General features: G+C 61.4%; 17 protein-coding genes. All 17 read left to right on the top strand.

The genetic code is table 11. The annotated features are described in order from the left end of the window. Nucleotides 1-3 precede the first annotated feature (3 nt). The 17 genes from AX018_RS13695 to AX018_RS13770 all read left to right on the top strand — a co-directional run bounded on the left by AX018_RS13695 (nt 4) and on the right by AX018_RS13770 (nt 25,154). Nucleotides 4-1,038: a 2-dehydro-3-deoxygalactonokinase gene (locus AX018_RS13695; protein WP_111877926.1), complete on the top strand. Its 1,035-nt coding sequence runs from the start codon at nt 4-6 to the stop codon at nt 1,036-1,038. Continuing rightward, nucleotides 1,035-1,766, top strand: coding sequence for a 2-dehydro-3-deoxy-6-phosphogalactonate aldolase (locus AX018_RS13700; protein ID WP_111877929.1), 732 nt, complete (start codon nt 1,035-1,037; stop codon nt 1,764-1,766). Before AX018_RS13695 ends, AX018_RS13700 begins: the two co-directional genes overlap by 4 nt. Continuing rightward, on the top strand, nt 1,763-2,911 hold the full coding sequence (gene dgoD / locus AX018_RS13705; RefSeq protein ID WP_111877931.1) for a galactonate dehydratase: 1,149 nt from the start codon (nt 1,763-1,765) through the stop codon (nt 2,909-2,911). Before AX018_RS13700 ends, dgoD begins: the two co-directional genes overlap by 4 nt. 706 nt (nt 2,912-3,617) lie before the next feature. Continuing rightward, entirely contained in the window at nt 3,618-4,208 is a 591-nt protein-coding gene (locus tag AX018_RS13710) for an ankyrin repeat domain-containing protein (protein WP_111877933.1), read from the top strand. A 305-nt stretch (nt 4,209-4,513) separates the two neighbouring features. Further along, nucleotides 4,514-6,046: a sigma 54-interacting transcriptional regulator gene (locus AX018_RS13715; RefSeq protein WP_111877936.1), complete on the top strand. Its 1,533-nt coding sequence runs from the start codon at nt 4,514-4,516 to the stop codon at nt 6,044-6,046. Between the two features lie 34 nt (nt 6,047-6,080). After that, a complete protein-coding gene (locus AX018_RS13720) occupies nt 6,081-9,530 on the top strand; it encodes a DEAD/DEAH box helicase family protein (protein WP_111877939.1) in 3,450 nt (1,149 codons plus the stop codon). Nucleotides 9,531-9,556: 26 nt separating this feature from the next. After that, entirely contained in the window at nt 9,557-11,101 is a 1,545-nt protein-coding gene (locus tag AX018_RS13725; protein ID WP_111877942.1) for a type I restriction-modification system subunit M, read from the top strand. 143 nt (nt 11,102-11,244) lie between these two features. Then, nucleotides 11,245-12,270, top strand: coding sequence for a restriction endonuclease subunit S (locus tag AX018_RS13730; RefSeq protein ID WP_211322432.1), 1,026 nt, complete (start codon nt 11,245-11,247; stop codon nt 12,268-12,270). A 12-nt stretch (nt 12,271-12,282) separates the two neighbouring features. Continuing rightward, nucleotides 12,283-13,995 carry an AAA family ATPase gene (locus tag AX018_RS13735; RefSeq protein ID WP_111877947.1) on the top strand — a complete coding sequence of 571 codons (1,713 nt, stop codon included), beginning with the start codon at nt 12,283-12,285 and terminating at the stop codon, nt 13,993-13,995. Further along, nucleotides 13,992-14,975: a hypothetical protein gene (locus tag AX018_RS13740; protein ID WP_146749309.1), complete on the top strand. Its 984-nt coding sequence runs from the start codon at nt 13,992-13,994 to the stop codon at nt 14,973-14,975. Before AX018_RS13735 ends, AX018_RS13740 begins: the two co-directional genes overlap by 4 nt. 389 nt (nt 14,976-15,364) lie before the next feature. Beyond that, entirely contained in the window at nt 15,365-16,390 is a 1,026-nt protein-coding gene (locus tag AX018_RS13745) for a hypothetical protein (RefSeq protein ID WP_111877953.1), read from the top strand. Nucleotides 16,391-16,464: 74 nt separating this feature from the next. Then, nucleotides 16,465-18,216 (top strand): ATP-binding protein, encoded by a 1,752-nt coding sequence (locus tag AX018_RS13750; RefSeq protein WP_111877956.1) that lies wholly within the window; start codon nt 16,465-16,467, stop codon nt 18,214-18,216. Between the two features lie 123 nt (nt 18,217-18,339). After that, entirely contained in the window at nt 18,340-18,774 is a 435-nt protein-coding gene (locus AX018_RS24815; protein ID WP_146749310.1) for a hypothetical protein, read from the top strand. Between the two features lie 131 nt (nt 18,775-18,905). Continuing rightward, a complete protein-coding gene (locus AX018_RS13755) occupies nt 18,906-20,315 on the top strand; it encodes a DUF2130 domain-containing protein (RefSeq protein WP_111877993.1) in 1,410 nt (469 codons plus the stop codon). 125 nt (nt 20,316-20,440) lie between these two features. Then, nucleotides 20,441-22,099 carry a hypothetical protein gene (locus tag AX018_RS13760; RefSeq protein WP_146749311.1) on the top strand — a complete coding sequence of 553 codons (1,659 nt, stop codon included), beginning with the start codon at nt 20,441-20,443 and terminating at the stop codon, nt 22,097-22,099. Then, nucleotides 22,065-24,605 (top strand): phospholipase D-like domain-containing protein, encoded by a 2,541-nt coding sequence (locus AX018_RS13765; protein ID WP_146749312.1) that lies wholly within the window; start codon nt 22,065-22,067, stop codon nt 24,603-24,605. The genes AX018_RS13760 and AX018_RS13765 overlap by 35 nt, the downstream gene beginning before the upstream one ends. Nucleotides 24,606-24,806: 201 nt before the next feature. After that, the gene (locus AX018_RS13770) at nt 24,807-25,154 is read left to right on the top strand and encodes a DUF4258 domain-containing protein (RefSeq protein WP_111877965.1); all 348 of its coding nucleotides are present in this window, start codon (nt 24,807-24,809) and stop codon (nt 25,152-25,154) included. Nucleotides 25,155-25,187: the final 33 nt, after the last annotated feature.

Genomic DNA, 25,187 nt, shown 5'->3' on the forward strand with positions numbered 1-25,187 from the left:
CCCATGACAGACACCGCCAACCATTGCGACACCCGCCTGGTGGCCCTCGACTGGGGCACCAGCTCCCTGCGGGCTTTCCGCCTGGGCGCGGACGGGCAGGTGCTGGAGCTGCGCCACCGCCCCTGGGGCATCATGAACCTGCCACCCGCACCGGGTGGCGAGGCGGGCGCGGAGCCCGGCGCGGCCTTCGAGCGCGCCCTGCAGGACGCCTGCGGCGATTGGCTGGCCGCCGGGCCTTCGCTGCCCCTGCTGGCCTGCGGCATGGTGGGCAGCGCGCAAGGCTGGCGCGAAGCCAGGTACCTGGATGCCCCGGCATCGCTGGACGACCTGGCACGCGGCCTGACGGTGGTGGATCGCGGCACTGCAGCGCCGATGCACGTCGTGCCCGGACTGCTGCAGCGCGCGGGCCTGCCCGATGTGATGCGCGGGGAAGAAACGCAGGTGCTCGGCGTGCTGGCCGACGCCTCCCTGGCAGGTGACGGCCCCTTGCTGATCGGCCTGCCCGGCACGCACAGCAAATGGGTCGTGGCGCACCAGCGCAGCATCCTGCGGTTCCACACCTTCATGACGGGCGAGGTGTTCGCGGCGCTGCGCGGGCACACCATCCTGGGCAAGACGATGCAAGCGCCGGCCGAGCCCGACGATGCCGCATTCGTCCGCGGGCTGGAAGTCGCGCGCGGCAGCGAGGCCGACCTGGGCCTGCTCTCCCACATCTTCAGTACCCGCACGCTGGGCCTTACCGGCGTGCTGGCCGCTGGCGCACAGGCAGACTATCTCTCCGGCATCCTCATCGGCCACGAGATCGCCAGCCTCGCGCGCCTGCAGCAGCCCCCCGGCGCCGCACCATGCAGGCTGGTGCTGTGCGGCGAGCCTGACCTCTGCCGGCGCTATGCGCTGGCCCTGCGCACCCATGGCTTTGCGCCACCCGCCATCGCCGCGCAAGCCACGGCCACCGGGCTGTGGCAGATCGCGCAGGCGGCCGGCCTGCTTGCACCCGGCACGCCGCAATCCCCGTCCTCCAGGAACTTGGCCGCATGAACCCGATCGACAAGCACCTGTCCGGCGCCATGCAGCACTGCGGGCTGATCGCAATCCTGCGCGGTATCCAGCCCCAGGAGGCGGCCACCATGGGCCACGCGCTGTACGGCGCGGGCTTTCGCACCATCGAGGTGCCGCTCAACTCGCCGGAGCCGCTGGCCAGCATCCGCCTGCTGCGCGACGCACTGCCCGCCGACTGCCTGGTGGGTGCAGGCACCGTGCTGTCGGCGCAGGCCTGCGCCGACGTGGCTGCGGCGGGCGGGCAGATCATCGTCATGCCGCACAGCGATCCGGAGGTAATCCGCGCGGCCAGGGCCGCCGGCATGGCCTGCGTGCCCGGCGTGGCCACGCTGACCGAAGCCTTCGCCGCGCTGGCGGCGGGCGTCCACATGCTCAAGCTGTTCCCGGCCGAGGCCCTGCCGCCCCCAGTGCTCAAGGCCTGGCGGGCCGTGATCACGCCCTCCGTGGCGCTGATTCCCGTGGGCGGCATCGTGCCCGAAAGCATCGCCACGTATGCGGCCGCCGGAGCCAGCGGCTTCGGCCTGGGATCGGCCCTCTACCGCCCGGGCGACAGCGCCGCCAGCGTGGCCCGCAAGGCCGCGGCGTTCGTCGAAGCCTGGCACGGCGCCTATGTCGCGGCCCGTGGTGCGGCATCTGGTGCGCCGATTGGCGGCGCACCCAGACCATCTTCGTCCTCCCCACCCGCGTCCTCCGCATCGCCTCCATGAAGATCACCCGACTGACCACGTTCCTGGTGCCCCCGCGCTGGTGCTTCCTGAAGATCGAGACCGACGAAGGCCTCGTCGGCTGGGGCGAGCCCATCCTGGAAGGCCGGGCGCACACCGTCGCCGCCGCCGTCGAGGAACTGGGCGACTACCTGATCGGCAAGGACCCGCGCCACATCGAGGACCACTGGACGGTGCTGTACCGCGGCGGCTTCTACCGGGGTGGCGGCGTGCACATGAGCGCGCTGGCCGGCATCGACCAGGCGCTGTGGGACATCAAGGGCAAGGCGCTGGGCGTGCCGGTGTCCGAGCTGCTGGGCGGCAACGTGCGCGACCGTATCCGCGTCTATAGCTGGATCGGTGGCGACCGCCCCGGCGAAACCGCGCGGCAGGCCCGGGACGCCGTGGCCCGGGGATTCACCGCCGTGAAGATGAACGGCACGGAAGAGCTGCAGTACGTGGACAGCTTCGACAAGGTGGAGCGCTGCCTGCAGAACGTAGCCGCCGTGCGCGAGGCGGTCGGCCCGCACGTGGGCATCGGGGTGGACTTCCATGGCCGCGTGCACCGTCCCATGGCCAAGATTCTCATCAAGGAACTGGAGCCCTACCGGCTGATGTTCATCGAGGAGCCGGTGCTCAGCGAGCATGGCGAAGCGCTCAAGGAAGTGGCGCGCCTGTCGTCCACCCCCATCGCGCTCGGCGAGCGGCTGTACTCGCGCTGGGATTTCAAGCGCGTGCTGTCCGAGGGCTGCGTGGACATCATCCAGCCCGACCCGTCGCATGCTGGCGGGATCACCGAAACCCGCAAGATCGCGTCCATGGCCGAAGCCTACGACGTGGCGCTGGCGCTGCACTGCCCCCTGGGGCCCATCGCCCTGGCCGCCAACCTGCAGATCGACGCCGTCTGCTACAACGCCTTCATCCAGGAACAAAGCCTGGGCATCCACTACAACCAGGACAACGACCTGATGGACTACGTGTCCAACCCGCAGGTGTTCGCCTACCAGGACGGCATGGTCGCCATCCCGCGCGGACCCGGGCTGGGCATCGAGGTCAATGAAGCCTATGTGCGGGAGCGCGCGCGACAAGGCCACCGCTGGCGCAACCCCGTGTGGCGCCACCGGGATGGGAGTTTTGCCGAGTGGTGAGGTGAAGCCACCGCGAAAACCTGAACCACCTTGAAGTAGAGAGGCTCCCCCAGATCGACCGGTTGAATCCGCCGCCCATCGCGAACATCATGGGCGCGGAATCCCACCGAGAAACCCCAAGACCGCTGTAGCTGCAGCCGACGGTGCTGCCTGAAGCAGGCAGTGCGGGCCCTGCACCTCCTGCACGAATGTCTGCGGGCACACTGATTGAACGATCTTCGACGCGCTCTCCGGGACCAGGTGGTCTTCGTTCGCCCGGAGATACAGGACAGGAATGGAGAGACCTCTAGCCTCTGAGGTCACATCGACGCTCGCCACCGCCCTCAGTCTTTGTCGAAGGATCCCCCCGGTATCGATGCGATGGCCCGGCGCAGAAGTTCGGTGATCTGCGGCGTTCTGATCCTTCCGAGCAAAAGGGCAGCCACGATCGAAATGGGTGGCATCGGTGCAGGTAGCCGGCTCACCAGCGCCATCGCCGTGCATACCCATGGCCGGGGACGACAAAGGAAGGTGCAGCACAGCACCAGCCCCATCACTCGGCGCCTTCATCCGGAGTCGCCAACAGGCCATGGCCCAAATACCACGCCGATGGCAAGATGTGGAGTAGGTAGACCGGTTCCGGCCCCGTAGCGGACATGCTGACCAAACTTTTCACACGCAGGAGACCCCCGTGCCTCGGCCGTCAAAAACCTCACTTTTCGCCGCTGTGAAGAACTGGGATTCCGCCTCGGTGGCGAAGACCCTGGATGAAGCGCCGCAATTGATACATGCAGCCGACCCGCAGGGGCGCATGTCCATCCACCTCGCCTGCGCAGTGAAGCCGGGTGCCGCATCGCTGGCCGAGCCGCATGGCATTGAAACCGTGACCGCCCTGCTCGATGCTGGCGCTGACCTCGAAGCCGCCGTGCCCATGCCGCAGGACGAGGGGGATTTTCGGGCCACACCGCTCTGGTATGCAGTGGCGCGGGGCGAGAACCATGCGCTCGCCCGCTTCCTTATCGGGCGAGGAGCGAACACCAGCTTTTCCCTCTGGGCTGCCGTGCAGCGCGATGACGCGGCCCTGTGCCGCATGCTGCTGCAGGCACAACCCGATCTGAACCTGAGGGCGCACGGCGAAACCCCGATTTTCTACGCCGCCCGGTTGCAAAGACTCCAGGCGCTGGACCTGCTGATCGACGCCGGAGCGGATGTCTCCATTGCCGACGACCAGGGGCGCGACGCCGTCACCATCGCACGGGCACGCCGCCTGCCGGCCGCATTCATAGAGCGGCTGGAGAACTTGAAAAAGCCGCGTTAGTGCAAGAATGGCGGCAGCTTTCGGCCGAGGCTGTGTGGAAGCTACTCCGGCCCTCGCCTATATTGCCTCAACGCAGTACTGACTCCGACAAATAAAGTTCGTCGAGATCCTCGCTCATTAGTTGTTGATTTTTCGACACTTGCGCATTGCGCGAAAGTTCGTCGGAGATTTCCAAACAGAAAGTGGACCTTGCACCGTCGCAAATATAGTCCGTCGGAACGGAACGAAGCGATAGCTTTGCCGTCGCCCTTCATTCGACCCAAGGAATCTATTTTCCTTCTCAGGAAAATTTCTTATCATGGCGCGTGACTAACAAGCAATGGCTCATCTCCTGGATTGGCAACGCCGACCATCAGGCCTCCGAAGGCGCGCCGGCCTCTGGGAATGGCCCGATCGCGACGGCGCTGACCGATGCTCCAAGGTTTGATCGGGTCTGCCTGCTGACCAACTACCCCCATGAGCGCAGTGCCGCCTACTGTGCTTGGCTTGAGCGGCGCTGTGGCTACGACGCCGCCGCCGTGGATCTCCAGGAGATCGGCCTTCGTAGCCCCATCGACTACGCATCGATCTACGACGAGGTCAGCAAACACCTCAAGGACCTTGGCCTCCCCCGCCCAGACGTCGAACTCACCTTTCACTTGAGCCCTGGCACCCCCGCCATGGCGGCCATCTGGATCATGCTGGCGAAGACCCGCTTCCCGGCCAAGTTGATCCAGACCTCGAAGGAACACGGCCTCGAGTCGGTGGACTTCTCGTTCGATCTGGCCAACGATTTCCTGCCCGAGTTCCTTCAGCGCAGTGCGGAACGGATTGAGCGCTTGGCCCAAGGCCCCACGGAGAGCGCTCCGGAGTTCAGCAAGATCCTTCATCAGAGCGACGCTGTGCGCCAGCAGGTGTTGCTCGCCCGTCGGATCGCCGCCCACGATGTCCCCGTCCTTATCCTTGGCGAGACCGGCACGGGCAAGGAGCTCTTCTCTGAAGCCATCTGTGCCGCCAGCGAGCGAGCTGGCAAGCCCTTCGTTGCCGTCAATTGCGGAGCCATCGCGCCCGAGCTGGCCAATTCCGAGCTCTTCGGTCATTTGAAGGGGGCATTCACAGGTGCAGTTGCCGCTCGCAAGGGGCATTTCCAGGAAGCCAACGGTGGCACCCTGTTCCTCGACGAGGTCGGCGACCTCCCCCTCGAAACCCAGGTGCGACTTCTGCGCGCCTTGCAGGCCAAGGAAGTCACGCCGCTCGGAGACTCAAAGCCGGTCAAGGTTGATGTTCGGATCATTGCCGCGACACACCGAGATTTGGCAGCGGACGTGGCTGCCGGCCGCTTTCGAGAAGACCTGTTCCACCGCCTGGCCGTTGGCATCCTCCGCCTCCCACCGCTCCGGGAGCGCGATGGCGACACTGACCTACTCGCAGACGCGTTCCTGGCCCAGATCAACGCCGACGCGCAGGGCAGGCCAGAAGCGCAAGAGAAGAAACTTTCCGCCAGTGCAAGAAAACTTCTCGCGCAACATCCTTGGCCGGGCAATATCCGGGAGCTGTATCACACGCTGCTAAGGGCGGCGATCTGGTCTCCTGGCCCAGCAATTCAGGCGGAAGACCTGCAGGCCGCTCTGCTTCAGGTCCAGCCAGCCGACCAACGCCTTTTCAGCCGAAAATTGACGCAAGGCTTTGATTTACAAAAACTTTTGGATGACGTCTCACGCGACTACATTGCCAAAGCACTCAAGCAAACGGGTGACCGTAAGACCACCGCCGCCAAGATGCTCGGCTTCGCCAATCATCAAACGTTGGGCAATTGGATGAAGCGCCTGGGGCTGGAAACGCAGGAACAACACGACTAGGAGAGGCTGGCACGGCTTTCGCAAAACACGAGGCATGAATGCCCCGAAAGCCAGCCAGATGTCGATGCAAGACATCAAATCGCTGAACTTTGAGCCGCTGCGCGCGGCCTACCCGGAGCTCGCCAACATGGGCGGGTACGCGGAGCACTACGCGCACACCGACCCAGAGAGCGCGCTGGTCAAGCTGCGCAATTTCGCCGAACGCCTCGTCGACCGGCTCTACCTGAAGCTCAAGCTCGAACGCGTCCCGCAATCCAACTTCGTGGATCTGCTGCACAACGCCAGCTTCAAGGCTATCGCCCAGCCGCTGGTTCTGGACAAGCTCCACCTGCTGCGCCGCCTGGGCAACCGCGGCGCACATGGCGAAGACGTCGAAGCGGCGGATGCCGTCCGATGCGTCCAGGAGGCGTGGCAACTCGCCCGCTGGCTCCATGTGACCTTCCTCGTCGGCAAGGTTGAGGACTTCCCAGAGTTCAAGCAACCTCCGGTCGAGGGTATCGACAGCAAGGCCGAGTTCAAGCGCAAGGCCAAGGCGCTGGCCGAGGAGAACAGCCTCAAGGAAGAGCGTCTGAAGCAGGCGCTGGAGGAGTTGGCTGCGCTGCGCGCCGCGGATCGTCTTGCCGCGCCTGCGACCGCCGCCAGCGCGCCGCCCACCGCGGAAGCGCTGCAACTGGTCAGCCAAGCCTCGGCTCAGGCTGCCAGCCAACTGCGCTTCACGGAGGACAACACCCGCAAGTGGCTGATCGACCGCGACCTGCGCATGGCCGGCTGGGATGTGCCGCCTGGCACCGCCAGCAACGATTCGGTGGGCCAGGAGGTCGAAGTCCCGCACCAGCCCACCGCCACCGGCAAGGGCTATTGCGACTACGTGCTCTGGGACGACAACGGAAAGCCACTGGCGGTTGTGGAGGCCAAGAAGACGCGGGTCGATGCCCGCGCAGGCCAGGAGCAAGCCAAGCTCTACGCAGACGCGCTGGAGAAGCTGCACGACCAGCGGCCGATGATCTTCTATACCAACGGCCACGACATCTGGGTGTGGGACGACGCCGCCGGCTACCCACCTCGCTCGGTGTTCGGCTTCTTCTCCAAGGACACGCTGCAGTACCGCGTGGGCTTCCAGCGCAAGGAGAAGCTGGATCTGCTGAAAGACGTCCGGCCCGACCCCAACATCGCCGGTTACCTGCATCAGCTTGAGAGCATCACCCGCGTCGCCGAACGCTTCACGCAGCGTCATCGCCGTGCCCTGGTGGTGCAGGCCACCGGCACGGGCAAGACCCGCGTCGCCATCGCCTTGTCCAAGCTGCTGATCGAAGCTCGCTGGGTCAAGCGCGTGCTGTTTCTGTGCGACCGCAAGGAGCTGCGCAAGCAGGCCAAGAACGCCTTCAACGACTTCGTCCTGGAACCCATCTACGTCATCGGCCAGGCCAACGACGTGGGCAAGATGGATGCGCGCATCTACATCGGCATCTACCAAGGGCTGATCAACGACTATGAGTCGTTTGACGTCGGCTTCTTCGATCTGATCATTGCTGACGAGTCGCACCGCTCCATCTACAACCTCTACGGCGACCTCTTCAAGTACTTCGACGCCATCCAGGTGGGCCTGACGGCCACGCCGGTGGAGATGGTCAGCCGCAGCACTTGCCGCCTGTTCGGGTGCGACTACAAGCTGCCCACCGCCAATTACCCGCTGGAACAGGCGATCGCCGACCGAAAGCTGGTGCCCTTCCGTGTCGTCGCGCACACCACGAAGTTCCTGCGCGACGGCATCAAGGCAGCACACCTGACCGATGAGCAGATAGCCCAGCTCGAGGATCAAGGCATCGACCCCAACACCCTGGACTTCGACGCCAAGGAAATCGACGACGCCGTCTTCAACAAGGACACCAACCGCGTCATCCTGCGCAACTTGATTGACAACGGCCTGCGTGATGCCGATGGCCAGCTCCCCGGTAAGAGCATCGTCTTCGCGCGCAACATCGACCATGCCCGCCTTCTTGCCGAACTGTTCGACAAGATGTACCCGCAGTTCGCGGGCAAGTTCTGCCGAGTGATCCACTCCAAGGAGCCGCGAGCCGAGAATCTGATCGACCAGTTCAAGGAGCCCAACGGCGACTTGCGCATCGCCATCTCGGTGGACATGCTGGACACGGGCATCGACGTGCCTGAGGTGGTCAACCTCGTCTTCGCCAAACCGGTCAAGAGCAAGGTCAAGTTCTGGCAAATGATTGGCCGCGGCACCCGACTGTGCAAAAACCTCTTCGGCCCCGGCAAGGATAAGAGCGAGTTCTTGATCTTCGACCACTGGAACAACTTCGAGTTCCACGAGCTCAACGCCGAGGAGGTCGAACCCTCCACGCCCAAGCCCCTGACCCAGCGCCGCTACGAGGCCCGCATCGAACTCGCCGCCCTGGCTCTTGCCAGGTCCGACCTGGCCGCCTTCGATCTCTTGGCCGAGCAGATCCGGCAATGCGCAGCAGCCCTGCCCGATGGCGCCATAGCCGTGCGCGAGAACTGGCAAGCGGTGCAGCAAGCGCGCGATGCAAAGCTGATTCACCAGTTCGCGCCCGTCACACGTCAGCTGCTGGTCGACACGGTCGCGCCGCTGATGAGTGCCGTCGATGTGCGCGGCGAGGGAGATGCCCTGCGCTGGGATCTTCTGCTGGGTAAGGCCCAGGCTGCAGCGATTGCAGACCCTGGCAAGCCCAACCCGCATCGGGCCGAGATCCTGGAATGGGTAGAGCGCCTGCCGCCACATCTCAATCCGGTGCGAGCCAAAGCCGACGAGTTGAAGTCCTTGCGCTCCGACGCCTTCTGGCAATCGCCCAGCTTTGCCCACCTGGACAAGCTGCGCGCGGCCCTGCGTGATGTGATGGCCCTGGCCGAAGCGCCAATCCTGCCGCCTCCGATGCCGACAGCCGTGCTCGACGTTCGCGAGGACGAGGCCGAGTACCAGGTCCACGTCCGCCCCTCCAAGATCAAGGACGTGGACTTCGTCATCTACCGCAAGGCGGTACAAGCTGCGCTGGAACCTCTGTTCGAAAGCGACCCGGTGCTGGTCAAGGTGCGGAACGGCGAAGCCATCACCCAGGACGAACTGGACAAGCTCAACAGCCTGCTCCACACGCGTAACCCCGATGTGGATCTGGCCACTCTGCGCGAGTTCTATCCCGACACCGCCATCCCCTTGGCCCACATCCTGCGCGCCATCGTCGGCCTGGACCACGAGGCCGTCGAAGCCAAGTTCACAGCCTTCGCCCAATCCCACGCACTGAGCAGTCAGCAGCTCCGCTTCCTTGGCATGCTCAAGGACCACATCCGCCAGTTCGGCGCCATTGCCGTGGCGCAGCTTTTCGACGCACCGTTCAACACCCTCCATGCCGAGGGTCTGGGCGGCGTCTTCCCCAATCAACACCAACTCGACGAGGTGGTGGCGCTGGTGCGCGGCTTTGGTGAGCCGCTGCAGCCGCCCGCCGCCAACTGAAGCCGTAGACAAGAAGAAAGCACATCATGATCACAGGGCCCCTCAAGAGCCGCATCGACAGCCTCTGGACCGATTTCTGGACCGGTGGCATCACCAACCCGTTGACGGTGATCGAGCAGATCACTTTCCTGATGTACAGCCGCCTGCTGGACATGCAGGAGCGGAAGGACGAGAAGCGCGCCTCGCTGACCGGCCAGCCCTTCGCCCGCCGCTTCAGTGAAGCCGACCAGGATTGCCGCTGGGAAACCTGGCGCCACTACGGCAGCGAGAAGATGCTGCCCCACGTGCGCGACCGCGTGTTTCCGCACTTCCGCCGCCTGGCTGAGCGCAGCACCGGTGCTGGCAGCCTGTTCGCGTCCTTCATGAAGGACGCGCAGCTGATGATCCAGAAGGAGACCCTGCTCTCCAAGGCCGTAGCGGCCGTGCAGGACCTTCCCCTGGAGCGTGGCGACACCAAGGGCGACCTCTACGAGTACCTGCTCAGCAAGCTCACCACCGCCGGCATCAACGGCCAGTTCCGCACGCCTCGGCACATCATCCGCCTGATGGTGGAGCTGATGCAGCCCCAGCCCACAGACCGCATCTGCGACCCCTCCTGCGGCACCGCTGGCTTCCTCGTCGAAGCCTACGACTATCTGCTGCGCGAACACACCAGCGAGGCGGGCAAACATGTGGAACTGGTAGACGGCGAGGAGCACGTCACCTACAGCGGCGACCTGCTTGTCCAGCAAGGCCACCGCGCGCATGTGGACAGCGACATGTTCCACGCCTACGACTTCGACGCCACCATGCTGCGCATCGCCAGCATGAACCTGGTGATGCACGGCGTGGGCGAGCCTGATGTGCACTATCAGGACACGTTGAGCCAGAGCTTCGAGGAGCGCCACCCCAAAGGCTCCAAGGGCGCCTTTGATCTCATTCTGGCCAACCCACCGTTCAAGGGCAGCCTGGATGAGCAAGACGTGGCCCCGGACCTGCTACGCGTCGTCAAGACCAAGAAGACCGAGCTGCTTTTCATCGCGCTCATCCTGCGCATGCTCAAGGTCGGTGGCCGCAGCGCCACCATTGTGCCGGACGGCGTGCTCTTCGGCTCTAGCAAGGCCCATGTGCAGTTGCGCCAGCACCTGATCGAGAGCAACCAGCTGGAGGCGGTGATCTCGCTGCCCTCCGGCGTGTTCAAGCCCTACGCCGGAGTCTCCACCGCCATCATCATCTTCGCCAAGGGTGGCAAGACCGAGAACGTGTTCTTCTACGACGTGCGATCGGACGGCTTCACGCTTGACGATAAGCGGACTCAGATTGGCAGTGGGAAGGGCGACTTGCCGGATGTGCTCGACACGTATCGGCGGTGGTGCGACGGATCAACTCGGCTCGAGGACAGGACCGCACAGGCCTTCGAAGTCGACATCGATTCAATTCGAGCTCTGGACTACGACCTGGCAATAGGCCGCTACCAAGTGCATGCGCACGAGCAAGTTTCGCATGCTCCGCCCGCGAAGATCCTTTCACGGCTGATAGCTCTTGAAGCAGAAATTTCTAATGATCTTGCTGACTTGCAGGGGATGCTCTGATGCGCCCAAAAAGGCTAGGAGACCTTTTGCTAGATGCGCAATCTGGCTTTGCGTCGGGAGAGGATATTGCAGAGGGTGGAGTACTACAGGTTCGAATGAACAATGTTGAGACCGACGGCTCCTGGAACTGGAGCTCTAGGCGCATGGTTCCCGCGACTGAGAAGCAGCTTGATCGATGCCTGCTAGCGCCTGGAGACGTCCTATTCAACGCTACGAACAGCCCAGAGCTAGTCGGCAAATCAGCTCTCTTTCTCGGCGCAAAGGAACCAGTAGTCTTCTCGAACCACTTCCTTCGCCTACGTACCGACCCTGACCAACTCAGTGCTGGCTATTTGGCGCATTGGTTGAGATCCCAATGGATCAAAGGAACGTTCCAGCGGCTGTGCAACGCGTGGGTCAATCAGGCAAGTGTCCGAAAGGAAAGCCTGCTTGACATGGAGCTCTCGCCCCCATCGCTGAATCAGCAGGAGCGCATCGCCACTATCCTCGACAAGGCCGACAGCCTGCGCCGCAAGCGACAGGCGGCCATCCGGCTGTCTGATGAATTTCTGAGAGCGGTGTTTCACGAGCGCTTCGCAGCTAAGCCCCGATCCAGCGTACTGACTGACTACTGCGATTTTCTTGCGGGCTTTGCATTCAAAAGCGATCAGTACATCAAGCCTCACGACGGCGTCCGCTTGCTGCGTGGCATCAATGTCGGCGTCGATCGATTCGACTGGAGCGACGCTGTTGGGTACCCGGTGAGCGCTGTCGATGATCTAGGACGATATCGACTCGAGCAGGGTGACGTTGTACTCGCGATGGACCGTCCTTGGATCTCGACAGGTCTCAAATGTGCCGTTGTTGACGATCGAGTTGCTGGTAGCTATCTCGTGCAACGTGTCGCTCGCCTGCGTCCCAGGCAGCCAGGCACAGGTGCATTCGTCTTCAATTGCCTGCAAGGCCACGACTTCAAGGTCCACTGCCGGATTACAGAGACCACGATTCCTCACATCTCCCCAAAAGACTTTTCTTCATTCCCTGTTCCCTGCGCTACCGAAGCGGAGCTTCGCTTGTTTTCTGAACTCGCAAGAAAGGTGTGGGGGATGACCTCCACGGGCACGATCGCCGCCACGTCCGGAGATGAACTGCTCTCTTCCCTGCAAGCCAAGTTCTTTGCACTTGCCTAAGCCCCTGACAACATGACTTCGATCATCAAAGCAATCCAAGTAGCGAATTTCAAAGGCTTCTCAGAGAAAGTTCGAATTGAAATCCGCCCTATCACTTTGCTGTTTGGAGCCAACAGCGCCGGAAAGAGCAGCGTGCTACAGGGGCTGCAACTGGTGCGGGAGATCCTGGAGAGGGGTGATGCCAACGTCGACCGCACGCGACAGGGAGGGGACACCATCGACCTCGGTGGCTTCCGCAACTTCGTACACAAGCGCGACCTTTCACGCGAGGTCACCCTCCGTGTCGAAATGGAACTTGGCGACGAAGCCATCCCGGAGTTCTTCGAGGATGCGATCGAAGATAGATCGGATGTCGATGCCGAGGTTTGGCGCTTCCATGAGACGCTGGATTTGGTTCGCAACCAAGTCCAGCGAGTGGCGGTGCAGCTGACGCTCAGCTGGAGCGAATTCCAGCAACGGGCAGTCGTGAGCGGCTACCAGGTCGACTTCAATGACACTTGGTGCGTCGACGTCAAGACTGATGCCAGCGGCAGCAGGCCCCAACTCCGCCTTAACGCGAGCCACCCGATATTTTTTGCGGATGAGATCGAAGGCGATGCGTTGTTCAGTGAGCTTGCGGCATGGGCTCGTCCCGGCATGCCCGGCCATCTGTTTCGCGCCGAGCTTGGCATGTGCACAGACGAGTTGGAGGAAGGAGACATCAAGGAGCCGATTCCCAACTCAGTGCTGCTGGCAGCGTTGGAAGTCGTGCGCGGCTCATACGCCGACAGCCCAAATCCCGGCTACGCGACTTGGCTACGAGATTTCCAAGCCGCGCTCCCAGCCTTGGACAAGCCAATCTTGATCCCCGCGGGGCGGCCTGAGACCGCCTCAAATGTGTTCGTCCTCCAAGAGTTTTCGGCCTTCATGTCCTGGCTGCTGCTCGGCCCTGCACAACTCTTGCGCGATCAATTGCGCAAGTCACGCTACCTCGGCCCGCTGCGCCGCATTCCGCCGCGCGACTTTGACGTGGCCCTTAGCAAGACAGAGGCCGCTTGGTCGGACGGCATGGCAGCATGGCAGGCGCTGATGGCGGACCAAGGCAATTTGGCAAGCGCATGCGGTGACTGGATGCGTCACCCGCAGAAGCTAGCCACCGGGTACGGCGTCGAGCGAAATGTCGTCCAAGAGTTCGACGTCTCGGGGCCAGAGCCCAAGCCCTTGGGTAGAGAGCGGCAGCGCCTGGCACTGGTGGATGCAGACGGACAGCGCCATCTTCCGCAAGACGTCGGCGTGGGAATCTCCCAAGTCTTGCCGGTGGTTGTCGCCGCGCAGGACCGCTCTGCCAGCTTGGTGATCATCGAGCAACCCGAGCTGCATATCCATCCAGCGGTACAGGTCGGCTTGGGCGACTTGTTCATCGACGGAGTACTGAACAAGGGCCTGTCGTTCCTGATTGAGACGCACAGCGAGCATCTGGTGATGCGCCTTCAGCGACGCCTGCGCGAGCAGATGGCCGGCGAAGCGTCGCCAGAGACGGAGCCCCTGGAACCCAAAGACGTGAGCTTCGTCTACCTGGGTCGAGACCAGTCTGGGTGCGTCAGGGCATCTCACATTGGGCTCACTGAGCAAGGCAAGTTCGATGCGCCCTGGCCGAACGGCTTCTTTGCCGAGCGTGCGGCAGAAGTGCTGCCGTCGGCCATGCGTGCTCAGCTCGAAGCGCGCCTCAAGGGAGCAGCAAAGTGATCTACGAATACGCAGTTAATCCCCGACTGGTGATTGATTGGGTGCTGAACAGGGACGTTGGTTTGGCACGCCACTTTGGTCTCGACCAGCGGCGTTTGATCTCCGACGTCGCGGACAACTGGGCGGGTGAGGTGTACAGCGAGCTGATGAACCACTTCGGCGTCGACATGATTGGCGAGCCCGAATACGTCGATGCCGAACAGTTCATGCAAGGCCTAATGGAGTTCTTGCAGCAAGGAGCAGCCCGTGGAACGCGCCGCACTACACAGACCTGGCTGGAGCAAGTTCTAGCGGTTCATCATGAAGAGCCGTTTCACGCGATCCTGTCTAGTGAAAAGCATGCTCAGTGTGACGCTGTAATTACGCCAGAGGTCACGCGCGACTTGCGAAACCCGCGGTGGTACTTGCCGACTATCGACGTCACTAGCAAGACTGCTCACGCGCTCGCCAACCAGTTATCGCCGCTGCTGCGACTAGCGAGCCAGATCATTCTCATTGACCCCTATTTCAAAGCCGACATCCCCGAGTATCGGGACGTTCTTAAGGCGCTGCTGCAAACGACTGTGAGCACGCGAGCGGCCGGCAGGTCCTTACCTTCGGTGGTGCTCATCTCTGGCGTTGCAGATCGCGATCGAGAGGCCTCTGTTCGTCCGCGTGCAGAGCAGCTTCTGAGTGAAGCGAGGCACCGGTGCGGAATGGCACTGGAGCGGCTTGGAGCGGCCATCCCGAGAGGGCTATCAGTCACCTTTCAGTGTGCTGCCGCGTTTGCGGATGGTGATGCGCTGCACAACCGCTACTTGCTGACTGATGTGGGCGGTGCAAGTCTTCCGTACGGTACGCACCCGACGGGGGAGCGCGTCTATGACGACATCGCGCCGTTGTTCGAGGGCCAGTACAGGGCGCGCTGGAAGCAATACAGCAAGGCGGAAGGTCTGAACATCATCGGTGACCCGGTCATGGTTCAGGGCCAACTCATCTAGTCGAAGGCTGCAGAAAACAGAAGGCAGCACGTGTAGTTGAAAGGTTCGAAGTGGGAAAGTTTCTACTTTTAATTGTCGGCCTAGCGTTGGTCGCTGCAGCCGTAACGGCGCTTGTGAAAAGCGTCCTGATCCTTGCCGCGATCGTGATCGGACTGATGCTGCTCACACGCCTCTATCAAGCTCGGCCAAAGGCCTTCTATGCGGTGTGCATTGCGGCGGCCGCCGCGTCGCTTCCCAAGACTGTAGGCCGTGGGTCGGCATAACGGTCATGGTCTGGCTGGCCATAGAGTTTGTGCACGCCATCTACACACGCCTACGTCGGCCCGCAATGCCGCGTCTTCCTTCTGCTTGAGCAATCGCATCTTGGCCGCGCCGAAAGGATCAAGAACGTGACGCTCATCGGTAAGGCATGGCGAGGCGTCCAGCGGTTCGTGCAAGACATCCGAATCGACGCCGACTTTCCGCGCTACGAGCAAGAGCTGCGAGCGGCTCACGAGTCGACTGCGAACCGGCGTTTTGATACGGCCCAGCTTGAGCGAGAAATCGAGTCAATCTGGCGGACGGCTGAAGCTGATGGCTGCGCGGCCTACGGCACCCACATTCGCCAGAGGGAATCCTCAATCTACGCGCTCCAACCTGAGATCAACAAGCTCCGGACGCAACTTGAACTACTGAGCCGGGACTATCGTCGGGAGCTCGACGAGCTTTATGCAGAGAAGGCGAGCCTTCTGGATACGAAGCAAGTACTGTTCGAACAGATGAAGGCTTTGCAGCAGGAGCGCTCCGCCGCCCAAGACGAACTCAATGAGGCCTATGACGATTTGAACGAAGCCAAGTCATCGATCGACAGTTGGCATGCGAAATCGGAGCGGACGCCATGGCTGTTCGGTAACGGGGGCAAGAAGCTACCTGATCACTCCCTGTTCGGTCAGAGCTTTGGTGATCTCGACGGATACAAGGCCGATCGCGCCCGCGCCTGCGATGACATCGGATCCTGCAAGGCAGCCATTGCAGAAATTGCAGGACGGCAGAAGGCCAACCGGACACTCCATCAGGAGAACAAGGCAAGCCTGAACCGCGTCTTCGAGTCAATCTCGACAGTGAAGGGGGCAAGGCAGCGCATGTTCGACCTGAGGGACCAGGGCGTGCGACGCCATCGAGTCGAGGCGGAGTTGGCCGAACGTGTTCGGCATGAGGTCGGCCTACAGAAGGATCTCAATCACCAGAAGAGCGCGATGGCCGAGCTTGTAGAGCAGCAGGCCGTTCGGTTGGGAATTGAAGAGCGGAAGCGCGCCGTCTCGGAACTGCGCGAGAAGCGCTCGCTGTACTTGATCGCATTTGATGCGCCTGAACAGCGCGCTGCAAGGCAGCAGGCACACCGCGAATGGTGGCTTGCAGGACGAGAGGCTGCATGAAGTCTCAATGCTCATCAAGCCGACGGCCGGCTTGTCGGAGAAATCTGTAGGTAAGCCTGATAGAGAGGAAGAAGATGGCAGCAAAGACTGCACGCTTTCAAGTTGATTCCAGGTTGGCCCGGCTGCTGAGCCAGGAATATCCGTCGACGGAAAAGGCCCTCAAGGAACTGGTCGACAACGCCTGGGATGCAGACGCTGAGAACGTCTGGATTTCACTGCCGGCGCCGATGACCGATACGCCGATCGTCATCGCTGATGACGGCTCGGGCATGACACGGGCCGAGCTCGAATCGCACTACCTGGCCATCGCCAAAGACCGGCGTGAGCACCGAGGCGAGCGAACGGCAGGCAAGCAGCGCTCAGTGAAGGGACGCAAGGGCATCGGCAAGTTCGCGGGCCTCATGGCTGCAGCGGAAATGACACTCGAGACCCGCACACGCGGAACGCTCAGCCGCTTCACGCTCCGCATGACGGATCTGGCCGGTGTCTTAGATATCGAGCACCTGCCCATCCAGATTGAGACCGAGCGCTGCGACCCTGACTCGCACGGCACGACCATCACGCTCCACTCCCTGCACGGTGAGCTTGCCTTCCCCGACGCCGGCAGGATGCGGCAAGTGCTGATCTTCGAGTACGGACGAGCAGCGGACTTCGCCGTTCACGTGGATGGAAAGCCGCTCGGCGTCGACGATGTGGCCGGAACCTACACCGACCAGAGCATGGAAGTCCCGGGGGTCGGCGCAGTCCAGTTGCGGTTCGCAATCGCTGACGAGCGGTCGGCGCAGCGGCAAGCCGGCATCGTGCTTCGAGTCGATGACAAGGTGGTGGGGAAGCCTTCGTTCTTCGGTCTTGAAGAGCGGGAGGACTTTCCGCAGAAGCTGAAATCCAAGCTCTACGGCGAGGTCCAGGCGGACGGCCTGCGTGACCACGTGACCGCCGGCTGGGACAGTGTGATCGAGAACAGCAGTTTGCTAGCCGCAGTCGCCGAACAGGTCCAGCCCATCCTGATCGCTGCATACAAGGAGCGATACAGCCGCGAGATCCAGCTGGCGCAAGCGCGTATCAACCGCGCGATCAAGGACAGACTGGCTGCGATGCCAGAGCATCGTCGCGAGTTCGCCGACAAGGCGGTGCGCCGCACTCTGGAGCGCTTCTATGGAGAAGAACCGAGCAAGCTGGAGCAGTACGTTCATGTGCTGCTCGACGCAATTGAGCAATCAGCGTACGGCATCGTCCTGTCACACATTCACGACGCCGCGCGGAAGGATGTGGTCGCCATCTCGGTTGCGCTGGACGAGTTCGGCATAGCTGACTTGGCAACCTTAGTTACACAGGCCAAGGCGCGCGCACAGTTTCTCGATGAGCTTGAGGAACTTGCGCGCAATCCGACCACGCGCGAGGCAGAGATGCACAAGGCCATCGAGCGGAATCTTTGGATCTTGGGGCCGACGTACACCTTCTTCCGTTCCAACCAGACGCTCAGGCGCACCGTAGAGGATGCCCTGAACCGAAAGTACACGGGGGACAAGGCGCAGGAGCGTCCGGATCTGCTGCTCAACGAAGACTTAAACGGCGCGTGCCTGTTGATCGAGTTCAAGCGCCCGTCGCATGCGCTAAATCACGACGACTACGTACAGGCGATCAGCTACCGGCACGAATTGCGAAAGCACATGAACAAGCCCATCAAGGTGTTGTTGATGGGCGGTAGCCGATCTGGTGACTTTCCCAACGAGCGGCGAGAACCGGATGTGGAGGTGGCGACCTTTGCAGATGCTATCGCGACCGCCCGCCGCGCACTCGATTGGCAGCTGTCCGTGCAGGCCTGAATTTAGCCTCTGTTGACACCGCTTGTGCCGGACATTTCTGGATGAGCTGCACTCCCCTTTAGCTACAAAGGCTTCGAATAAGCGATGGATGTTCTGTACTACTGAAAAGACTACGAGTCCGATGTGCGCCAAGGTCGTATCGGCTACTTCCGATCTGCCAACGACAAGCTTGAGGAACTGCGACAGCGATCCCCGGATGACATTTGGGTGGTGAAGACGCCGCGTGGGTACAAGGGGCGGCTGCAGTTGCTGGGACGACTGGTGTGGTCTGACTCGCCCATAACGAAGGTGATGGCAGCTCCCGGCGACAGCCTCATTCACTACCGGCCTGACGACCCTCGGTCTGTATGGTTCGACGAAGGGGTTGCGCAGAAGCACCTTGACGAGGTGACTGCCTGGTTGCGGGCCCACCATCCCAGCAGCCTGCGAGCGAACTTCCAGGGCGGCAACGGTCAACTGGCTGTCGAGCGATCCGCATCGCTTGAACTGCGGCGACTGACCGCGCACTGGCCTAGCCAACCATTTGCAGATGAAGTTGGTAAAAAACCTTATGAGTAAATAAGAACTCTTGTTCTGACCAATGTGGCCGCGAGCCTATATTGTTGATTTATATGGATTTCCTGCCATCTCTCGCCCTGGCATGACTCTCGCAAAGAGTCAGGTATCGACAACCCTTCGGAGTGGAAACCATGAACGACATCATCTGCCCGCATTGCGGCAAAGCCTTCAAGATCGACGATGCCGGATACGCCGACATCCTGAAGCAAGTGCGCGACAGCGACTTCGAACACCAGTTGCACGAGCGCCTGGAGTTGGCTGAACGCGACAAGCAATCTGCCGTGCAACTGGCCCGTGCCCAGATGACTGCCGAGCTGCAGAAACAGACGGCCGCTCGTGAATCCGAAATCCAAGCGCTCAAGGCAAAACTTCAAGCCGAGGAAGTGGCCCGGCAATTGGCCGTGACGCAGGCATTGACTGGCGTGGAAAAGCAGCGCGACGCTTTGGCGGGTGAGCTGGAGCGCGTTCGGCAGGAAAGCCTTTCGGCGAAGCAGATGGCCGAAGACAAGCTGGATCACGAGCTTCAGAAAGCTGCCGCCGAGAAGGACGCCCAGATCCAGGCCCTCAACGCCCGATTGGATGCAGCTGAATTGACGCAGACGCTGGCCATCACCGAGGCGCGCAGCGCTGTGGAGAAGGAGCGCGATGAACTGCGTATTAGTCTGGAGCGTGCGCGTCTGGACAAACAGCTTGCCGAACAGTCTCTCAGGGACCGTTATGAGGTCCAGATCAAGGACCGCGACGACGCCATTGAGCGACTGCGCGACATGAAGGCTCGGCTTTCCACCAAGATGGTGGGTGAAACCCTGGAACAGCACTGCGAGACCGAGTTCAATCGCATCCGCGCCACTGCGTTCCCGAGGGCCTACTTCGAGAAAGACAATGACGCCAGCAGTGGCAGCAAGGGCGACTACATCTTCCGCGACACGGACGAGGGGAGCGCCGAGATCGTCTCGATCATGTTCGAGATGAAAAACGAGAGCGACACCACGGCGACCAAGAAGCGCAACGAGGATTTCCTGAAAGAGCTGGACAGAGACCGCATCGAGAAAGGCTGCGAGTACGCGGTGCTGGTGTCGCTACTGGAGCCCGAGAGCGAGCTTTACAACACCGGCATCGTGGACGTATTCCATCGCTACCCCAAGATGTACGTGGTGCGTCCGCAGTTCTTCATCCCCATCATCACGCTGCTGCGCAATGCGGCCATGAATTCGCTGAAGTACAAGGCCGAGCTCGCTCTGGTGAAGGCCCAGAACATCGACATCACGAACTTCGAGAATCAGCTCGACAGCTTCAAGGACGCTTTTGCCAAGAACTACGACTTGGCGTCCCGGCGTTTCCAGACTGCGATTGACGAGATCGACAAGTCCATCGATCACCTGCAAAAGACCAAGGACGCCTTGCTGGGAGCTGATCGCAACCTCCGCTTGGCCAACGACAAAGCGCAGGACGTGACCATCAAGAAGCTGACCAAGGGCAACCCAACCATGGCGGCGAAGTTTGCGGAACTCAAGAATTCCGACGTCACTGGAATTGGCTGATTGTGCGGCCCCGCGCTGCCTGACTTCATCAATAACATGAGGTTGGGGGACTCAGCTTGGCGCCAGCTGGTGCCGCTTATGCCAGAACGCCTTGCACGGCACTCAAACAAAGGGAGGAGACCTGAATGGAAGTCTCGACGCACTGGGTTAAGCCACCAACTGCAATTGGTGGCCTCGACCACCTAGGGACACAAGGACCGTGTTTGGCAATTTACGCGCGGTTGCTGCCCGGAATCACGAACGTCACCGACCGGGCTCGGTACTACTCGCTGTATCCGTGGGTTGTCTGGTCTTTCGACCAGCACTTTCCTACCGCCAACGCTGACATCTTTGTCGAATACTTTCGGCGAGCGGACTGCCTGTTCACCCTGATATCCGAGCGCCATGCGCGGCAGACCGATCATGAGGCCGAGCGACACGGCATTGCCATGGTTGGGCGCGTCCAACTGCTCCAGGCCTTGGACAGGCTGGAAGGAGGTGAAGAACTGCGCCTTTCGACCTACACGGACCGAGCTGATGGCAACCCTCGGCGGTACTTCATGAACCGTCTTGGCGGGCTTGGCCAGTATTACGCCGGCACATTGGCTCAACTCGAGTTGATGGATCCGTCTGCAAGGCCATGGGTGAAGTTCACTATCGAGCGCGGTCAACCCATGGCGGAAGCAGTCGCAGCCGCGGTGCCCGGCGACCTGTTCTGGGGACTTGTCCAGTCTGACAGGGTAACGTTGGCTGACTTGGACGCCTTGTCTCACTTCTGTGCCTGCAGCATTTCCGCGGGGACGCAGGAGCACGAATCATTGACGGACATCTTCTTCGACCGCGAGAACGCCTATGGAGCGCTTGGCGAACAACGGCGCCAGTCGCTCACGCTCATCCTGCACCTGGCCACAGCATTGCACGCACAAACAGGTGAAGACTTGACCGAACAGGTATTCCGAGCAGCAACTTACTCGAGCGTCTTGCCAGGTGCAGTCCAATGGAAGGTACCTCCCGCACTTGAAGAGACGCGAAGGGCATGGGCAATCTACGAGCGCAACGACCTTCTATCCGTAGTCATGCAGGCCGTCTTCTCGGTCTGCTTGGATACGCTGACATCGCCCGCAGCAACTGATCAAAGGAGCCTGTCCAGCGTTGAAACGTTTGCTGCGGCTTTGGCAGCGAACGATGAGGCCAAGGCCTGCTATGCTGACCTCTCGGCAGACTCGTTCGGGACGCTGTGTGAGGTGCTCCGAGTGTCTGGGCCCGCCTTGACTGAATGGGAGTCTTCCAGTCACGAGTTTCAATTGGCTGCAGACCTGCAGAAGGATGCGACTTCGAATCCTGGCATTGGCTTGCAGTTGAGCCGGGCATTCCAAGCGCTCGCGCTACTGTCCGTCAGGGCGAGCGAAGTCGACCTGCCCTACGGATCACTGCCAATCGGTAGCGACGAGCTGCTGGACGCTCCTATCAACCTAAAGTCGGCACAAGCGCGCTTCCAGGCCTGGAAATCGATGTCGCTCCAGCAGGTCGCTGAAGACCTAATTGCTTGGTGCATGAATACACACCTGCGCGTTGCATTGCGAAAACTGCGCCAGGGTGGGCAGTCGACGTTTCGCTTCCGACCCACTGAGCGAGGCTTGCAGTTGGTCGATATCCCTGAACCCGCCGCTACCACACCACGCTTCCGGCAAGCCGTTCAGATCTTGCGTGACATCGGCGTGCTGACAAGGGATGCCTCCAAGCTTGGAAGGCCGACTCGGCCGACCCTGCTTGGCACGTCTCTTCTGGAGGCATACGGTGGGTGAGCCGATATCCCTTGTCGATGTGGTGAAGCGCGGTGGCTACGAAGCATCACTGATCACCACGTTCAACGCGACGTTGCCGTTCTATGAGGAGTTCGTGCTTCGCAGGCTCATGGCAGCAGGATCCCGCTACAACGTGGTGATGATGGATGCAGCGCAATGCGCGCAGGCATGGTCGAGCGAAGCAGCCAGACCCCGTCTCGCCGGACATGCCTACGCACTCCTTCCGATGAAGGTGCCGGGCGCATTCCATCCCAAGGTGTGCCTGCTCGCAGGACCTCGAAAGGCCTCCCTTCTGATCGGTAGTCACAACCTGACCCTCTCTGGCTTTGGCTACAACCGGGAAGTGACCAACTGGATTGACGTTGCCGGTACCAAGGATGCTGACGGGGTTGCCGCGTTGGCAGACACCTGGGCGCTATTGGAGACATGGATCAACCAGCAGGCACCTTATCTCCCGGACTCGCTGCTGGAGTCCGCCCGCGCGCTGGCCAAGTTCGTCGCGCCACTCACTCAGCGGATTTCAGCAGCGGGCAGATCCGACGTTCTAGGTCAGTCATTGTCAGGTCAGAGTCTCTTCGAGCAGTTGAAGCCCAGAGTTCCAGAGCGAGTCGAGCGCATCCTGATGATGGGCGCTTTCTTTGATGCTGAGTTCGGCTTGCTTCGCAGCCTTTCCGTCCAATGGCCGATGGCCGAGCTTGTTGCGCTCATTGACCCTGACTCGGTGCACTTGGGCAAGGGGCTAAACAACGTCAGTTGCCGCTTTGTGGACGCACGGTCGCTGTGGCCAGATCAGGCACCGCGCTACTTGCACGCGAAAGCCATCTACTTCGAGTCCGCGCAAGGGGATCTGTTCGTCTCTGGCAGCGCGAATCCCAGTCGACCGGCTTGGCTCGGTACCGCTACAAATGGGAACGTTGAGGCAGTGGTTGCGCGCGCCGGTTCAGCGGCCCGAGAGATCGCCGGCGCGATGGGACTCGCAAAGGCCTTTGGTCTCCCGCCCCTGAACCAGGCAGAGCTTGAGTCGGTGGCCGAACGAGGCCATAACGAGATGGTTCACCTTGCTGATGAGTTCGAGTCGGTTCGCGTCGCCATTGCCGACGCCGACGCGGAGTCAATAGCCTTCGACTACCCCAATCCAGAGCGCTTGACGTTGATGCACACGGAAGGCGCGAGTGCCGACGAACGCTGGGATGGATCACTGGAGATCGCAGGGCCGTCACGGGTTGCGATCAGAACTGAGGGGGCGCTTGGACGCATTCGGTCTGTGGTGTTCCGCGTTGGCGACGAGAGGATGCTTCGCGCCATCGTTCATCACCCTGCCAGCTTGAGTGGCTTGGCGCACACCAAGCGCCAGGCCATCCTGCGTGAGGCGCTCGGAACTCTGGGCTCTGGTGAGGGTGATGTTGCCCGCTTGATCGCTTCGGTCGAGAAGGTCATCTTCTCAGATGACATCCATGCCGATTTGACAACGCTTTCGCGCACTGGGCGGAACCTGACCGACGATGCAACTACGCTTGCCCGGCCTGCCAGCCTCGGCGTGCATGTGGCTGATATGCCGAAGCAGAGGAAGAAGCTGCGCTTGCTGAAGTCGGGAGATTTGGCCTATTTGCTAGACGTGCTAATCCGACGGCTTGGAATTGACCTTGAGAGCCAGCCGGGCACAACAGATTCGCGCGGGCGAACTGAAGAGGAGTCGGTCAATCAAGATGATGACGACTTGCCCGAGGCGCCTGCACAAGACCCCTCCGGACCCAGTGACGCAGAAATTGCCGAGATTGTCCGTCGCAAAGCCAGAACCTTGGTAAGGCGCATGACAAAGCAGCTTATTGCGGCCTGCCAGGACCAGCGAAAGGCCCAGAGCGCTATCGTGCAACTCGTCGCTGTATTGGGGCTGATCCGAGAGCTAAGACGCCTGCGGCTTCACCCCCGATGGCGCATCACCCCTAGCCTCGTTGACGAGACCGATAGACGAGATCTGCTTGATGGTGCGATGTCGGCACTCTTCGGGCCTGAATCCAGGCTGCTGCAAGTCGTGAGCGATCAGGCGGACGAGCCCATCGAGGAAGTGGGTTTCCTTCGAACGCTTTTGCTTTGGCTGGCCTGGGATTTGGGCGAAGAGCTGACGGAACGAATCGGCCCTCTCGTGGAGGAAGAAGACGCCATTCGTGCCGTGCGAGCAAATGCAGTGCTGTACGAGTTGCTGCCAGCGGCGGCGTCGGACCCGGACGAGGCCGCCGAGTTGGAGCGGAGTGTTCGTATGACGTTGGTTCCAACTGGCACGGAAGGCGCTCGAGCGACGAACTGGATGCGACGCCACCTTGCAGTCGGCTTGACCGTGAGGGGCATGAGCCCAGAAACGCTAAGGATCAAGCCCGGTCTTGCCCGCGGGATGCTAGCGATGGTGCCAAAGTCCGCTCCTGCACGCCTTCGGGTGGTGAGTGCCGTAGCTGGTCCAGAGGTCACGCTGTGGGACTTTGATGGGACCAGGACGTTCCTCGCCCAGTAGCCGCCATCCCTCCTTCGCCCCAAGGTGGATCTACTATACATTCAGATGTAACTGCAAATAATTTTACAAAGCTAGAACAATAATTCCAGTCGACATGCCATATCGGACTTCAAGTGATTGATTCATATAGGACCGACAGTTCGGCCAGGGTGGGCACGCTTCTCGCGAAGTACTGGTCACAGCCAACCTCTGGAGGTCCTAATGAACCAGCAAAACCACAGCGCACAACGCGAAGTGAATCTGCCGCGATTGACGCTTCACGCCAAGGTGCGCATGCAGCAACGCGGCATCCGCGACGACGACATCGAACAAGTCGTTCGATTTGGGCGCCGAATTCATGCAAAGGGCCTGACCTACTACGTGGTCGGTCGCAAAGAGGTCGAGCGGCAAGCCCTGGTCGGAAAGGACATCGCCAAGCTGGAGGGCCTTCAGGTGCTCGTGGAGGCAACTGAGGGCATGGTCGTGACAACGTACCGCAGCAAAGACTTTCATTCCATCCGCAGCACGCCGAGTGACAGGTGCCGCCGCTATTCACACGATCAACACTAGGTACTGCACAGTAAGCAACAGGGAGCAAACAAC

Origin of the sequence: Paracidovorax anthurii, from assembly GCF_003269065.1 — a bacterium.
Taxonomy (GTDB): Bacteria; Pseudomonadota; Gammaproteobacteria; order Burkholderiales; family Burkholderiaceae_C; genus Paracidovorax; species Paracidovorax anthurii.